Genomic DNA, 14,195 nt, shown 5'->3' with positions numbered 1-14,195 from the left:
GTATAAGAAAAGGGCGAAGAGGGCAAATCAGGGATTCCCCTTGGTCTGCTCATCCGGGGGAGTATCAACTGTGTGATCAGGAAGCCTTGCAGTATCATCACTACTGGTGATGTTGCCAACCGGTGTCTCAGGCTGTGTGGGCACTTTCTCCTCCTTCTGTACGCTTGCTTTCCCCTTCCCCTCACGATGCTTCTTATTTTCCTCCATCTTTATACTTTTATCTCTTTTTCCTGTATACCTTATATCTACGGGACGTGCTTTATTTTGATAATGCTACTGACAAAGCACTATCGGGAAGATGCATTGAATATTTTAAATACCGAATTTTGATTCTTTATTCTTATAAACCTATCATTGCAGACAAGAACTTATAATACCCGGCACAATCTCCTGAAATAGAACAGGCTAGTGAAGGGCAATCTGTAGTAACATTGAAAAAGAAAAATTATGCTGAAAAACTATTCCCCCACCCAGGCAAAGGCCTGGCAGAAACTGGAAAAGCATTACAAGGAGATAGCACCAAAGCACCTGCGGGAGCTCTTTGCGCAGGAACCGCAACGCTTTGAGAAATTTTCGCTGCAGCTGGACGACATGCTGTTCGACCTTTCAAAAAACCGCATCACGGAAGAAACGCTCTCTTTATTAACGGAACTGGCGGAGGAAATGGAATTGCCTGCCGCTATAGAAAGTATGTTCCAGGGTGAGCCAATCAATGCAACAGAGGGCCGCGCCGTGTTGCACACTGCGCTGCGGAATTTCTCTGACGAATCTTTAGAAGTTGACGGAGAGAACATTCTGCCAGAGGTGCGTGAAGTGCAGCAGCAAATGAAAACTTTCTGCCAGAAGCTGCACAGCGGAGAGTGGACAGGTTATACGGGTAAGCCAATCAATCATGTGGTAAACATTGGCATCGGCGGTTCAGACCTGGGCCCACAGATGATTTGTGAAGCCCTGAAGAGCTACAAAAAGGAAAACATAGAAATCAGCTTTATCTCGAATGTAGATGGCACGGATGCAGCCGAAACACTGCGCCACCTAAACCCGGAGACGACACTTTTCATCATCGCTTCTAAAACATTCACCACAAAAGAAACTATCACCAACGCAAACACTGCCCGTGAGTGGTTCCTGAAAAAGGCAGAAGATAAAGAGCACGTCAAAAAGCATTTTGTGGCCTTGTCTACTAATGTGGAGGCAGTGGTGGAATTTGGTATTGCCTCTGAAAATATTTTCCGTTTCTGGGATTGGGTAGGCGGCCGTTTCTCCTTATGGTCTGCCATTGGCCTTTCCATTGCCTGCGCCTTAGGCTACGACAGGTTTGAGGAACTGCTGAAAGGCGCCGAAGCCATGGACAAGCACTTCCGCCAAGCACCGCTGCGCCAGAACATACCCGCACAACTAGCCCTGCTAAGTATCTGGTATACAAACTTCTTCGGCTGCCAGACACACGCCGTGCTGCCTTACGACCAGTACCTGCGCCTGCTGCCTGACTACCTGCAGCAGCTGATGATGGAAAGTAACGGTAAGAGCACCGACCGAAATGGCAAGACTGTTACGTACGAGACGCAGCCCGTGGTCTGGGGCGCTGCCGGCACCAACAGCCAGCACTCCTTTTTCCAGCTCATTCACCAGGGCACAGTGCTGATTCCTTCCGATTTTATTGCGCCTGCCATAAGCCAGAATCCACTTGGCCAGCACCACGCGCTGCTGCTCTCTAACTTCTTTGCTCAGACAGAGGCTTTGATGAAAGGTAAAACAGAGGAAGAAGTGCGTGAAGAGCTAAGCAAGAAAAACATGAGCAGCGAAGAACTGGAGCAACTGGTGCCGCACAAGGTGTTTGAAGGAAATAAGCCTTCCACTTCAATCATGTTTAAGCAACTTTCACCCTATACTTTAGGTAACCTGGTGGCGATGTATGAGCACAAGACGTTTGTGCAGGGCGTTATCTGGAACGTATACAGTTTCGACCAGTGGGGTGTTGAACTAGGCAAGCAGCTGGCAGGCACTATCGAAGGAGAGCTGTTGCAGGACAAGCAAGCCAGCCACGACAGCTCTACAGCAGGATTGATTGATTACTACCGGAATAACCGCTAACAAGTATTGCCGTGACACGTTATAAGCGAGGTATGCTACGAAAGCTGGCATACCTCGCTTATATGTTTCAAACCAACCTTAACAGTGCTTTAACACATCCTCTGCGGAAGAAGATGCAATACCTGGTCCTGCTATTCATACTAATTGTATGTATGAGTGGCTGCGCTAACGAGGATTATTTCCAGGAAGATGCGCTGGTAACAGAAACTGAACTGGAAGGCAAAGCCCCGGCAGGTCCTGATAGTGTGTGGGTAATACCAGGTCGCCACTATGACCGCAGTGGTTTTCACCGCTTTTTTTGGGGCGACCACAACCGTGAAATTTGGGCTACGCCGGTAAAGCTTCCTGTTTTTAAATTGGACTCCATAAAAGGAGGACTCCAGGTAGTTGATAAAGGCGGCGGGTTTCAAACAACCAGCTTTGAATTACAAGACAGTGCCGGACGCCTGTGGGCTTTTCGTTCTGTAGATAAAGATCCCGTTGAAGTAGTGCCACCATTCTGGCGCAGGACCTTTGTTGCCAATGTGCTGCGTGACCAGATGTCCTCAGCAAACCCTTATGGGGCACTTGTAGTACCCGTTCTGGCGGAGGCAGTAGGTGTGCACCACTCCCATCCTGAGATGTACTACGTCCCCCGCCAAGATACAAGCTTCGGTGAATATGCACCCGATGTACAGGGGACGGTTTTTATGCTGGAGGAGAAGTATAAAAAGCCGCCTGATATTACAGCTGACTTTCCAAAGGCGGAGGATTTTGTAGGAACTGAAAAAGCGCTACGCCTTCGTTTCGAGTCTAACACACACCACTTTGCTCAGATAGAATTTGCGCGGGCCCGGCTTCTGGACCTGCTCGTGGGGGACTGGGATCGCCATAAAGGGCAGTGGGAATGGGCTGTTCAAAAAAAAGGGGTTGAAACGTATTATGTACCTATTCCGAAAGACCGTGACCAGGTTTTCCTGGAGATGGGTGGTGGTTTGATTCCCGCTATTGTCACCAGCAAGCTGCTGGTACGCAAGTTTCATTCTTTTGATGATGATTTCAGCGATGTAAAGGCCTATATGATCAATGCTGCGTTCATGGATGAACGGTTACTGAATGAACTTTCTCTGCAGGAGTGGCAGCATATAGCCAAAGACATGCAAGCGGCGCTAACGGATGAGGTGATAGAAAAGGCCGTTCGCCAGCTTCCTGTCCCTATTTACAGCCTTACCGGAGAAAGCCTTCAGCACAACCTGAAAAGCCGGCGTGATCTGCTCCTACAAGCTGCCAACAGCATGTACAGCATTTTAGCAAAAGAAGTAACTGTGCCAGGCTCTGATGACAAGGAACATTTCATAATAAGTCGGCTCGACAACAGCCGGACTGAAGTTACTGTGAGGCGGCCTGCTTCCAACCGAATCCCTCCCAAACAGCTTTACCACCGCATCTTCTACCGGAAAGAAACAGATCAGATTACACTTCGCGGACTGGCAGACGATGACATTTTTATAGTAAAAGGAAACGTGAATAACGCTATTCCGCTCAAAATATACGGAGGCTTAGGTGAAGACATTATCGCAGACAGCTCCTCAGTAGCAGGCTTAAAAAAGAAGACCCGTATCTACGACACCGAGCGCGGCAACGAAATATACTTCGGCTCCGAGGCGCAAGACCGCACCACCCGTGATGTACGGGTACACGCCTATGACAGGGAAGGAAATTGATTTTGAGTTAGAGAGTTAGAGAGTTAGAGAGTTAGAGAGTTAGAGAGTTAGAGAGTTAGAGAGTTAGAGAGTTAGAGGTTGTACATTTCTTGCCCGCCAGAGGTTACTGCAGCTACTGCTGCCTTAGAAAAAATCGCCAGAATTGTACTCTTCATACTTGCCTTGATTATGAGCCTCTGTTATCATTGGGGTATTTCTATGAATTCGGCGGGAGCAGTTACCCCACAAGAACAGCTCAAAATCAACTGCAAATCCCGCTTTAAAAAATAACTTTCTAACCCTTTAACTTTTTAACTTCAACTGGCTTTCTTCTCCTTTGCAACGCGTTTTAGCATTTTCAGGACCAGCTCTTCGGTAGCAGAGATATATTTTGTTTCCGATTCTTCGGCATCATGCCGCTTCAGGTACTTCAGGAGCTTATCTTCGCGAAACAGGTTGACAACTTCCGGGTGAATGTAATATTTATTGCAGACGCTGGGAGTATTACCCAATCCTCTGGCTACTTCTTTCACGGCTTCTTTGATACTTTTTTCCTTAGTCAGTTCCGGTTTTTCTTCCAACACATTTTCAAGGCACTCGACCATTCGCACAGTGCCACCCCAGGTACGAAAGTCCTTGGCTGTAAAATCCTCCTCCGTTGCTTCCCGCAGGTACTCGTTTACGTCTCCTGATTCCACCGTCTGCCGATCCCCGTTTTCATCATAATACTGGAACAGGTCATAACCCGGAATGTCGCGGCATTTTTTTACGAGCCGTGCCATCGTGCGGTCCTCTAATTCTATCTCGTGCTCCACTCCTTTTTTACCTCTGAAGGCAAACCGCATATTGCTGCCGTTAATCTTCACATGCTTATCACGCAGTGTGGTGAGACCATAGGATTTGTTAGACTTGGCGTAATGGCGGTTACCAATACGGATAAGCGCGTTGTCCATAAGCGTAAGGACTAGTGCTGTTACTTTGCGCCGGTTCAGTTTAGGGGATTTGATGTCCTTCTGAATACGCTCCCGCAGCTTTGGCAACTGCTCCCCAAATTCGATCATGCGGCCAAACTTGGTCAGGCTGCGGGCCTTCTGCCAGTCCGGGTGGTAAATGTACTGCTTCCGCCCTTTTTCATCGCGCCCTGTCACCTGCAGGTGTCCTTTTGGTGATTTGCAGATCCATACATCTGTCCAGGCCGGCGGGATAACCAGCGCCTTCAGGCGCTCCAGTATTTTCTCGTCAGTGATCCGCTCTCCTTTTTCATCCAGAAAAAAATATCCTTTTCCGGCGCCCTTGCGGGTATAGCCAGGTTTTTCATCTGTGGTATAACGCAGACCGGCCCATGCTGCAGATTTAGAAGGGTCGGCGTATAATTCGTGAAATTCATTCTTCTTTGCCATCATATGAGGCTTCCTCTTCTCTCTCACCCCTGCACATCATACTTTACTTTCGGGCAAAAGTTGTGCAATTTCGTCGGCTTTCGCTTTGCAGGTACAACATGTCTTAGTTTCTGCCTTATCTTTGTTGCACCTCATACCATTTGTATTGCTGATACCATGCACAAAAACATATCTTACCTCTATGCCTTCTTCGGCTTTTTTATGCTTGCCTGCGGTGTTGTGGCCGTAGACCTGGCTGGTGAACAAGCCAATACCGCCCTGATTACGGGTGCAGCCGGCGGACTTATAGGTCTTACCGCCGGCCATTTCCTGAACAGGGGCAAACGCTGGGGATTTATTTTAGGTGCCACAGAAGCCGGCCTGTTAACGCTGATTCTTGGCTGGCGATCAGCCACATACTTCCTGAGTCTGCTAGGCATGATGCAGCAGCCTCAGAATACCCTATCCACGGAAACAGCAGGCATGGCTTTTCTCCTGACCACCGCCATGCTGGTTATCGCGTTCCTCACATTAGCTGTTTCTGTTATGTTCGGAAAACAGGTGTTAAGAGAGACAAAGTAGGCGTTCGTCTATATAATTTTCTATTTTGCAACTCAAAGCCTATCTTGTTTTGTTAATTCAACTCTACTCTTAACAAAGCAAACATGATTCAGAAAATAGGTTTGAGTATGGTACTTACAGCAAGTCTGGTAAGTGCGGCTGAAGCTCAGACAAAACTCGTAGAAAAGGTGACCAGGCAAGGCGACGAACTGGTGATTCCCTACAATAAGTATAAACTGGCGAACGGCCTCACACTAATTGTACACGAAGATCATTCTGATCCGGTAGTGCATGTGGATGTGACTTACCACGTTGGCTCCGCCCGCGAAGAAGTAGGCAAGTCTGGTTTCGCACACTTCTTTGAGCACATGATGTTCCAGGGATCCGACAACGTGGCTGACGAGGAGCATTTTAAGATTGTATCTGAGTCTGGCGGAACGCTGAACGGCTCTACCAACCGCGACCGCACCAACTACTATGAGACAGTACCGAGCAATCAGTTGGAGACTGCACTGTGGCTGGAGGCAGATCGCATGGGCTTTCTACTGGATGCCGTAACGCAGCAAAAGTTTGAGGTGCAGCGCGAGACGGTTAAAAATGAGCGTGGCCAGAACTACGACAACCGCCCGTACGGCCTGGTGTACGAGATGACGTCTAAAAACCTTTACCCTTACGGCCACCCTTACTCCTGGACCACCATCGGCTACCTGGAAGATTTGAACCGGGGAGACCTGAATGATCTGAAAAATTTCTTCCTGCGCTGGTACGGCCCGAACAACGCTACCTTAACAGTAGGAGGCGATGTGAAGCCGGAAGAAGTAGTAAAGCTGGCAGAAAAATATTTCGGCTCTATACCTGCAGGCCCTGCCGTGGAAGACATGAAGCCGGTGATGCCTAACTTAACGCAGGACCGTTATGTGTCTTATGAAGATAACATCCGGTTCCCGATGCTGCGCATGACTTTCCCGACACCAGAAGCCGGGCATAAGGACGAGCCGGCGCTGGATGTGTTGGCAGAAGTGCTGGGGCAGGGTAAAAACTCCATCTTTTATAAAAACCTGGTGAAGGAGCAGAAGGCAATGAATGCCTCTACCTTCAACTCGACGTCTGAACTGGCGGGCGAGTTTGGCGTGTCGGTTATGGCCTACCCTAACACTAGTTTAGCAGAAACAGAAAAACTGGTGCGCCAGTCTTTGGCTGAGTTTGAAACGCGCGGCATCAATGAGGAGGACATGACGCGCTTTAAGGCGTCTGCAGAATCAAGCCTTATCAACCGCATGGCGAGCGTGAGTGGAAAAGTTTCGCAGCTTGCTTATTATGAAACCTTCCGCAACAACCCGAACTATATTCAGGAAGAGTTGAAGCGCATTCAGTCGGTAACGAAGGAGGATGTGATTCGGGTGTACAACCAGTACATCAAAGACAAAAACAGCGTTATCCTGAGTGTAGTGCCGAAGGGTGAAACCGATCTGCTAGCCAAAGAAAATAACTACACTATTTCAGAAGAAGGCTATACGCCTGGCGCGGATGAGTATAGCGGCCTGCAGTACACCAAAGCAGTGGATACTTTCGACCGTAAAGTACGTCCTGCCGCTGGTGCTAACCCGGTAATTAATGTGCCGAACTTCTATACCAACAAACTTAAGAATGGCTTAGAAATAATCGGTAGCAAGTCAGATGAAATACCAACTGTAACGCTGCAACTTACGATTAAGGGCGGCCACCGCTTATCAGCTACAGACCCGGGCAAAGCAGGCATCAGCTCCCTGACTGCCGATATGATGAACGAGGATACAGAGAAGTATACTTCTGAGGAGTTTAGCAACGAGCTCGATAAGTTGGGGTCTTCTATCCGCATTGGTTCAGGCACAGAAGAAACGTACATACAAGTACAGTCGCTGAAGAAGAACCTGGACAAGACATTGGTGCTGCTGCAGGAGCGCTTATTCAAGCCGAAATTCAACCAGGACGATTTTGACCGCCTGAAGAAGCAGCAACTGGAAGGCATTGCCAACCAGTCGACACAGCCGACTGCTATTGCCAGCAAAGTATACAACAAGTTGCTTTATGGAGAAGGCAATATCATGGCCGTACCTACGTCAGGCACAGCTGAGACAGTAGAAAATATTACGCTGCAGGACGTGCAGAACTTTTACGAGAAGAACTATTCTCCAACTGTATCTAACCTGGTGGTAGTGGGTGACATCTCTGAAAAAGAGATCATGAAAAAGCTCGCTTTCCTGAAGAACTGGAAGAAGAAAGACGTAAAGCTTCCTGCTGATAAAACAGCACCTCAGATCGAAAAGACCCGCATCTACTTTGTTGACAAGCCGGATGCAGCGCAATCTGAAATCAGAATCGGTTACCTGGCCATGCCATTCGACGCAACGGGTGAGTATTACAAAACTGGTTTGATGAACTACGTTTTAGGAGGTGCTTTCAACAGCCGTATTAACCTGAACCTGCGGGAAGATAAAGGCTATACTTACGGTGCCCGCTCCTACTTTGGTGGCAGCCAGTATGCCGGTCCTTTCACAGCCTCTGCCGGTGTGCGTGCCGATGCTTCTGCTGAGTCAGTAACCGAATTTATGAAGGAACTGACGAACTTTAAAAACGAAGGGATTTCCGAGGATGAAATCAAGTTCATGAGGAGCTCTATCGGGCAGTCTGATGCCCGGAAGTACGAAACGCCTTACCAGAAAGCAGGTTTCCTGGGCAACATTATAGAGTATAACCTGGAGAAGGACTTTGTTAAAAAGCAGACAACTATCCTGAACAACATCACTAAAAGTGAAATTGATGCACTGGCAGCCAAGAACCTGCCTGTAAACAACATGCACATTGTAGTGGTGGGCGACAAGAAAACAGTCCTGCCTAAGTTAGAGGCCCTTCAGTATGAGGTTGTTGAACTGGACGCGGATGGCAACCCCATTGGAAGTTCATCAGTGAAATAATTCACACTTACATCATTTAAAAATAGCCCTTGTTATCGCAAGGGCTATTTTTTTGAACAGCATAGGCTACAGCGCCAGGAACGCAGTTGTAACCATTCAGGCGTAAACCGGCGTATTGCAGGAAGCACGTTCTGCTATTACCGTTTAGCTACAAATTAATGACTAAAACTATAAGAGCAAAGGCATGCGGAACGTTGCACTAAAACACGCCTAAAAATTATGATTAAAAATAAAACGAATCCTTTCTATCTTCTCGCTATCCTGACCATGTGCCTGTTCAGCAGTTGCGGAGACAATGACGGTGTCATTTTTTCGATACAGGATGATTTAAATCTGGGCCAGCAGGTATCGGAGGAAGTAGACTCCACCTACCGTGCGCAGGGCAAGCTTTTAGAACGCAACAGCAGCAATGCCCAGGCTTACCAGAACCTTGATCGCATCGTGAATCGCATCCTTACTTCCGGAGCTGTAAAGTATCAACAGGAGTTTCCATGGACGGTAAAGATTATCAGGGAAGATGAAACGCTCAATGCCTTTGCCACACCAGGGGGATATATTTACGTTTACACCGGACTGATACAATATTTAGAGGATGAAGACCATTTTGCCGGTGTACTCGCCCACGAAATTGCCCACGCTGATAGGCGACACAGTATAAAACAACTGCAGCGCGACTATGGCATATCGCTGCTGCTCTCTGTAGCCCTGGGTAACGACCCCGGGACGCTGCAACAGATAGCGGCCCAGCTGGCAGGCAACCTAACCGGTCTTAAATTTGGACGTGACGCTGAAACGGAAGCCGATAACATGTCTGTAGAATACCTCGGAGGCACAGATTACTATGCCTGTGATGGCGCAGCCGGTTTCTTTGTTAAGTTAGAACAGGAGGCACAGCAGCAAGCGGGAATACCAGAGTTCCTGAGTACACACCCTAACCCTGGCAACCGCATCCAGAACATTGAACAGATGGCGGAGCAAAAAGGATGTAAGACAAGCTCTGCACCTGACAATGATTTCAACAAACTGAAAAACGCACTGAACCTTAAACTATAAATGCCTGCATGACCTGCAGGCATTTATTTTAAAAAACATGAAGAACATAAAGAAAAAAGCGATCCAGACCATACTGAAGGCAGAAGAAAAAATAGATCACCTCACCTTCGAACTTAAGAACAGGCTGGGCTTAAACCGCCCGCTGCACATCGTGACGTACCGGAGCTACGGCACTCCCACCAGGCTTTATGTAAAGGGACGTGTGCTGGTGAACAAAGGCATCACCCGATCCGAAGAAAACGATACGCTCTGGGAGAATATTCTGAACATGTACCGACGGTTTGAAAGTGATGAGATTCCGAATGCGCGGGTACAGCTTACACAAGAGGAACAGCACTACGAAATAACCACTGATATGGAAGGTTATTTTGTGCTGAACATAGAACCAAAGGTGCCCCTGCAGTTAGATGATATCTGGCATAAGATTGACATCAAACTGATTGACGCACCGGTTGAATTTGAAGGAGAAATAAGCGAGCCCGCCTATGTGCTGGTGCCGCCCCCTGACGCCGAGTATGGCATCATCTCCGACATTGACGATACAATCATCCGCACCGGGGCAACCAGCTTGCTGGAGACAGGGCGAAACGTGCTGCTGAACAATGCCCACACCCGTATTCCATTTCATGGAGTTTCGCAGTTTTACCGCTCGCTGCAGCTGGGCCGCAACGGCAAACGGAATAATCCCTTTTTCTACGTGTCCAGCAGCCCCTGGAACACTTACGATTTACTTTACCACTTCCTAGAGCTGAATGAAATACCGCAGGGTCCGCTCCTGCTCCGGGATTTTGGTATTGATGAAAAGAAGTTCCTGTCTTCAGACCACATGAGCCATAAGTATAAAGAGATTGCAAACCTACTGGTAACCTATCCAAAGCTCAACTTTATTCTGATTGGAGACAGCGGACAGCAGGACGCTCAGATTTACAGCGAGGTAGTTAAAAACCACCCGGGCCGCATTATGGCCATTTATATCCGGGACGTGAAAATTGCCACCCGAACCGAAATTGTCACAACGATAGTAGACGAGCTAAAGCAGAGTGGTGAAGTAGAGATGTTACTGGTAAAAGACACTGCCGCCGCAGCTGAGCACGCCGCTGAAAATGGCTTCATATTCACAGAACAGGTGCAGGAGGTGAAACGGGAAGTAGAGATAGACGAAGAAGGCGATGTATAGCCCTTCCCGATGCAGAAAGTACGTAGCAGAGAAGAAATAAATTATCTTCAGCGGCATATACTTTAGCAGGAGCAAAAGCTGTTATATATAAAAATCATATATCGTTAAACCCACATCCTTTATCTATGAAACTAACTTTCCGCAAGAAAAAGTCTGCAACTACAGCGTCTGCGACAAAGAGTGTAGCAAGAGAGTGGGGTGACGCCATTATGTTTGCAGTGGTTTTTGCCAGCATCATCCGGTGGGCTACTTTTGAGGCCTATGCCATCCCAACTTCCTCCATGGAGAAATCGCTGCTGGTGGGGGATTATCTTTTTGTGAGTAAGCTGCATTACGGCTCCCGCACCCCCGGCACACCCCTGCAGGTGCCGCTCACACACCAGACTATTTGGGGCACCGATATTCCCTCCTATTCTGATGCTATTCAATTGGAAACCTTCCGCCTGCCAGGCTTTTCAGAGGTAAAAAATAACGATGCTGTTGTCTTCAATTATCCTGCTGAGAAAGCTCGCCCTACCGATTTAAAAACTTACTATATCAAGCGCTGTGTAGGTGTTGCCGGGGACTCCATCGCTATTCGTAACACACAGGTTTACATCAACGGCAAAGCCTTGGAAAACTCCGGGGAGCGGCAATTCGCTTATCTTTTTGAAACAAAAAGGATATTAAACGATAGTTTCTTCAGGGAACGTAACATAACAGAGGTATACCGGACGCAGGAAGGATATATAGCTTTCTTAAGCCCTGAAAAAGCAAAGCAACTGGCCTCGCTGGATTTCATAGAAAAGGTGACACTACAGCAGGAACTTCCGGGAGTAGCAGAACCTGGTGTATTTCCGAATAAACCCGCACTTTACAGTTGGAACAAAGATAACTTTGGTCCTTTATACATCCCTGAAAAAGGAGCTACAGTTGCCATCACACCAGAAACGCTTCCCTTGTACAAGCAAATCATTCTGACGTATGAGCAGCATGAAGATGCAAAGCTACAGGATGGAAAACTGTATATTGATGGCAAAGAAATCAGCCAGTATACCTTTCGGCAAAACTATTATTTCATGATGGGCGACAACCGCCACAACTCGCTCGATTCCCGCTATTGGGGTTTTGTACCGGAAGATCATGTGGTGGGAAAGGCGGTGTTCGTCTGGATGTCGATGAATCCGGAGGGTGATGGGTTATTTGATAAAGTCCGGTGGAGCCGCCTGTTCAGTGCCATCAATTAATTCAGCGCTTTTGATAGTTCCGCCTGCGGTGAAAGAAATACAGGATCTATTTTTAGCTGGAGTGATCGGCAATGATTTTCCAGCCTTCACTAAACTTCCTGAATATAACGGAGAAATGACCTTCCAGATCCCCCGCAGCTACATTGCGTTTCAGGTGCCACTTCCCTACCACCAGCATCGTCTCCGGCGAGAGCTGCCGCATTTCTTTTACGTCGAACGTGAGGTGCCCCATAGCGGAGGCATCGGGGTAGCCGCGCTTGTAGTTTTCCAAAGTCTGCTGCCAGCCATAGGTTAAACCACGGGAGCCTATAAACAAGAGGGAATCTGATTTCCAGTAGCCCTGCATGTAGCACTCCAGATCGCCGCGGCTCCAGCAGGTGCTCTGCTCCTCCAATACACCGCGTATGTCTGTTTTAGCAGCAGCGGAGGCCTGAGGTGTTTGGTTGCGGGTGCAGGCAGTTGTAAAGGCGAGGCCAAGGCCAAGCAAAAGCAGCAGGTTATTTTTCATCTTTCTCCGGAAGAATAGCTTTCACATACACGGTTCCGCCCAGCGCCCCCATGGCACGAGCAATGCGGCCACGGCGTTTCCGGATGTAAGCTGATGGATTCTGTGCTGAATAGCGGATAGGGTTCGGAAGCACAGCCGCTAACAAGGCCGCTTCCTGGCGACCAACATCTTTCGCCGGCTTTTTAAAGTACTTTTGTGAAGCAGCCTCTACGCCAAACACGCCATCCCCCATTTCCGCTATGTTCAGGTACACTTCTATGATGCGCTCCTTCCCCCAAAGCACTTCTATCAGCATAGTAAAATAAGCTTCAACAGCTTTTCTGAAATAACTGCGCCCATGCCACAGGAAAACATTCTTGGCCACCTGCTGGCTGATGGTGCTGCCGCCCCGTATGTTACCGCCTTTGCGGTTCCGCTGGAAAGCATCCAGAATGGCATCCACATCAAAGCCAATGTGTATCAGGAAACGCTGATCTTCTGAGGCCACCACTGCCAGAGGCAGCTGTTCCGACATCTCCTCCAGGGTTACAAACCTGTAGCGGAGCTGCGGGTCCTCTTTGCTGGCCAAGCCTGCCTCTGCGCGGCGTTGCAGCATGTGTAAGGTAGCTGGCGGCGCTACCCACCGGTATAACAGTACCCACACCACACTGAGCAGGAACAGGCACAGCACCAGCTTCACGAAAAGCAACTTCACCGCCCTGAACCCAAAACGCTTTTTAGCCATTTTTGCACAATTTTTCTAAAGCCGCAAAGGTAATGAGTTTAGCATACTAATCAAGCCGGATAGGGCGAATGCCATTTGCATTTCGCTAACACTACCGCCCTGAGTGCGTAAGGAATTTAAAACCCTAGCATGGCAAACACTAAGGCCAATGCTTTGTTACAGTTCAAGATTAAGTATATAGCAAACATGACCAAGTACCTCCCACTTTTTCCGTTAAGTATTGTCGTGTTTCCGGGCGAGAAACTGAACCTGCATATTTTTGAACCACGTTACAAGCAACTGGTGCTGGACTGTGTGGAGAATGAGAAAACTTTCGGTATACCTACCTATATCCAAAGCGGCGTAGGTGTGTATGGCACCGAAGTAGAAATCCTCAACATCGAAAAGAAGTATGACAACGGAGAAATGGATATTCGCACAAAGGGTTTAAAAATTTTCAAGATTCTGCACTTCGACAGAATGGCACCGGGCAGGTTGTATGCCGGCGGCGAAGTGGAGGAAGTGGAGAATAAGGATGACGGAGACATCATCACAAAGTTAAACATTACAGAGAGCCTGAAGGAATTGTACGATGCCCTTGGTATCAGTAAATTATTCCTGGAGCTGCCTGAAAACTATAAAAGCTTTGATATCGCACACCACCTTGGCCTTACAACGGAGCAGGAATACGCTCTGCTGCAGCTGGAAAATGAAACTGAGCGCCAGGAGGCTATTTTCCTGCACCTGCAACAGATTTTACCTGTAGTACAGCAAACCGAGCAGTTAAAAGACAGGGTGAAGCTAAACGGCCACTTTAAGCACCTGATGCCACCTGACTTTTAGAGAAAGGATAAAAGA

Annotated in this window: 12 protein-coding genes; 8 read left to right on the top strand and 4 right to left on the bottom strand. The window is 48.1% G+C overall.

Going from position 1 to position 14,195, the window contains the following annotated elements; all coding sequences use genetic code 11:
* Window positions 1-27 precede the first annotated feature (27 nt).
* On the bottom strand, window positions 28-207 hold the full coding sequence (locus DXT99_RS16705; protein WP_115566726.1) for a hypothetical protein: 180 nt from the start codon (window positions 205-207) through the stop codon (window positions 28-30).
* A 240-nt stretch (window positions 208-447) separates the two neighbouring features.
* Here DXT99_RS16705 and pgi point away from each other — a divergent pair, with 240 nt between their 5' ends.
* The gene (gene pgi / locus DXT99_RS16700; protein WP_115566725.1) at window positions 448-2,094 is read left to right on the top strand and encodes a glucose-6-phosphate isomerase; all 1,647 of its coding nucleotides are present in this window, start codon (window positions 448-450) and stop codon (window positions 2,092-2,094) included.
* Between the two features lie 152 nt (window positions 2,095-2,246).
* Window positions 2,247-3,797: a hypothetical protein gene (locus DXT99_RS16695; RefSeq protein WP_181885153.1), complete on the top strand. Its 1,551-nt coding sequence runs from the start codon at window positions 2,247-2,249 to the stop codon at window positions 3,795-3,797.
* Window positions 3,798-4,093: 296 nt separating this feature from the next.
* Here DXT99_RS16695 and DXT99_RS16690 read toward each other — a convergent pair whose 3' ends face one another.
* Window positions 4,094-5,179 (bottom strand): DNA topoisomerase IB, encoded by a 1,086-nt coding sequence (locus DXT99_RS16690; protein WP_246000789.1) that lies wholly within the window; start codon window positions 5,177-5,179, stop codon window positions 4,094-4,096.
* Between the two features lie 153 nt (window positions 5,180-5,332).
* Here DXT99_RS16690 and DXT99_RS16685 point away from each other — a divergent pair, with 153 nt between their 5' ends.
* From DXT99_RS16685 to lepB, 5 genes are all read left to right on the top strand, one after another.
* Window positions 5,333-5,737: a hypothetical protein gene (locus DXT99_RS16685; protein ID WP_115566723.1), complete on the top strand. Its 405-nt coding sequence runs from the start codon at window positions 5,333-5,335 to the stop codon at window positions 5,735-5,737.
* Window positions 5,738-5,820: 83 nt separating this feature from the next.
* The gene (locus tag DXT99_RS16680) at window positions 5,821-8,670 is read left to right on the top strand and encodes a M16 family metallopeptidase (RefSeq protein ID WP_115566722.1); all 2,850 of its coding nucleotides are present in this window, start codon (window positions 5,821-5,823) and stop codon (window positions 8,668-8,670) included.
* 219 nt (window positions 8,671-8,889) lie between these two features.
* Window positions 8,890-9,723: a M48 family metalloprotease gene (locus tag DXT99_RS16675; RefSeq protein ID WP_115566721.1), complete on the top strand. Its 834-nt coding sequence runs from the start codon at window positions 8,890-8,892 to the stop codon at window positions 9,721-9,723.
* Between the two features lie 37 nt (window positions 9,724-9,760).
* Window positions 9,761-10,900: an App1 family protein gene (locus DXT99_RS16670; protein ID WP_115566720.1), complete on the top strand. Its 1,140-nt coding sequence runs from the start codon at window positions 9,761-9,763 to the stop codon at window positions 10,898-10,900.
* Between the two features lie 125 nt (window positions 10,901-11,025).
* A complete protein-coding gene (gene lepB / locus DXT99_RS16665; RefSeq protein ID WP_115566719.1) occupies window positions 11,026-12,126 on the top strand; it encodes a signal peptidase I in 1,101 nt (366 codons plus the stop codon).
* Between the two features lie 52 nt (window positions 12,127-12,178).
* Here the strand turns inward: lepB and DXT99_RS16660 are convergent, their stop codons facing one another.
* Both DXT99_RS16660 and mtgA read right to left on the bottom strand, forming a co-directional pair.
* Window positions 12,179-12,634: a YybH family protein gene (locus tag DXT99_RS16660; RefSeq protein ID WP_115566718.1), complete on the bottom strand. Its 456-nt coding sequence runs from the start codon at window positions 12,632-12,634 to the stop codon at window positions 12,179-12,181.
* The gene (gene mtgA / locus DXT99_RS16655; protein WP_115566717.1) at window positions 12,624-13,358 is read right to left on the bottom strand and encodes a monofunctional biosynthetic peptidoglycan transglycosylase; all 735 of its coding nucleotides are present in this window, start codon (window positions 13,356-13,358) and stop codon (window positions 12,624-12,626) included. The genes DXT99_RS16660 and mtgA overlap by 11 nt, the downstream gene beginning before the upstream one ends.
* 129 nt (window positions 13,359-13,487) lie before the next feature.
* On the opposite strand from mtgA, the gene DXT99_RS16650 reads away from it, so the two are divergent.
* Window positions 13,488-14,180 carry an LON peptidase substrate-binding domain-containing protein gene (locus DXT99_RS16650; protein WP_246000787.1) on the top strand — a complete coding sequence of 231 codons (693 nt, stop codon included), beginning with the start codon at window positions 13,488-13,490 and terminating at the stop codon, window positions 14,178-14,180.
* Window positions 14,181-14,195: the final 15 nt, after the last annotated feature.

It is taken from the genome of Pontibacter diazotrophicus (assembly GCF_003367245.1).
Lineage (GTDB): Bacteria > Bacteroidota > Bacteroidia > Cytophagales > Hymenobacteraceae > Pontibacter > Pontibacter diazotrophicus.
This window is presented reverse-complemented; position numbering and strand designations above follow the sequence as displayed.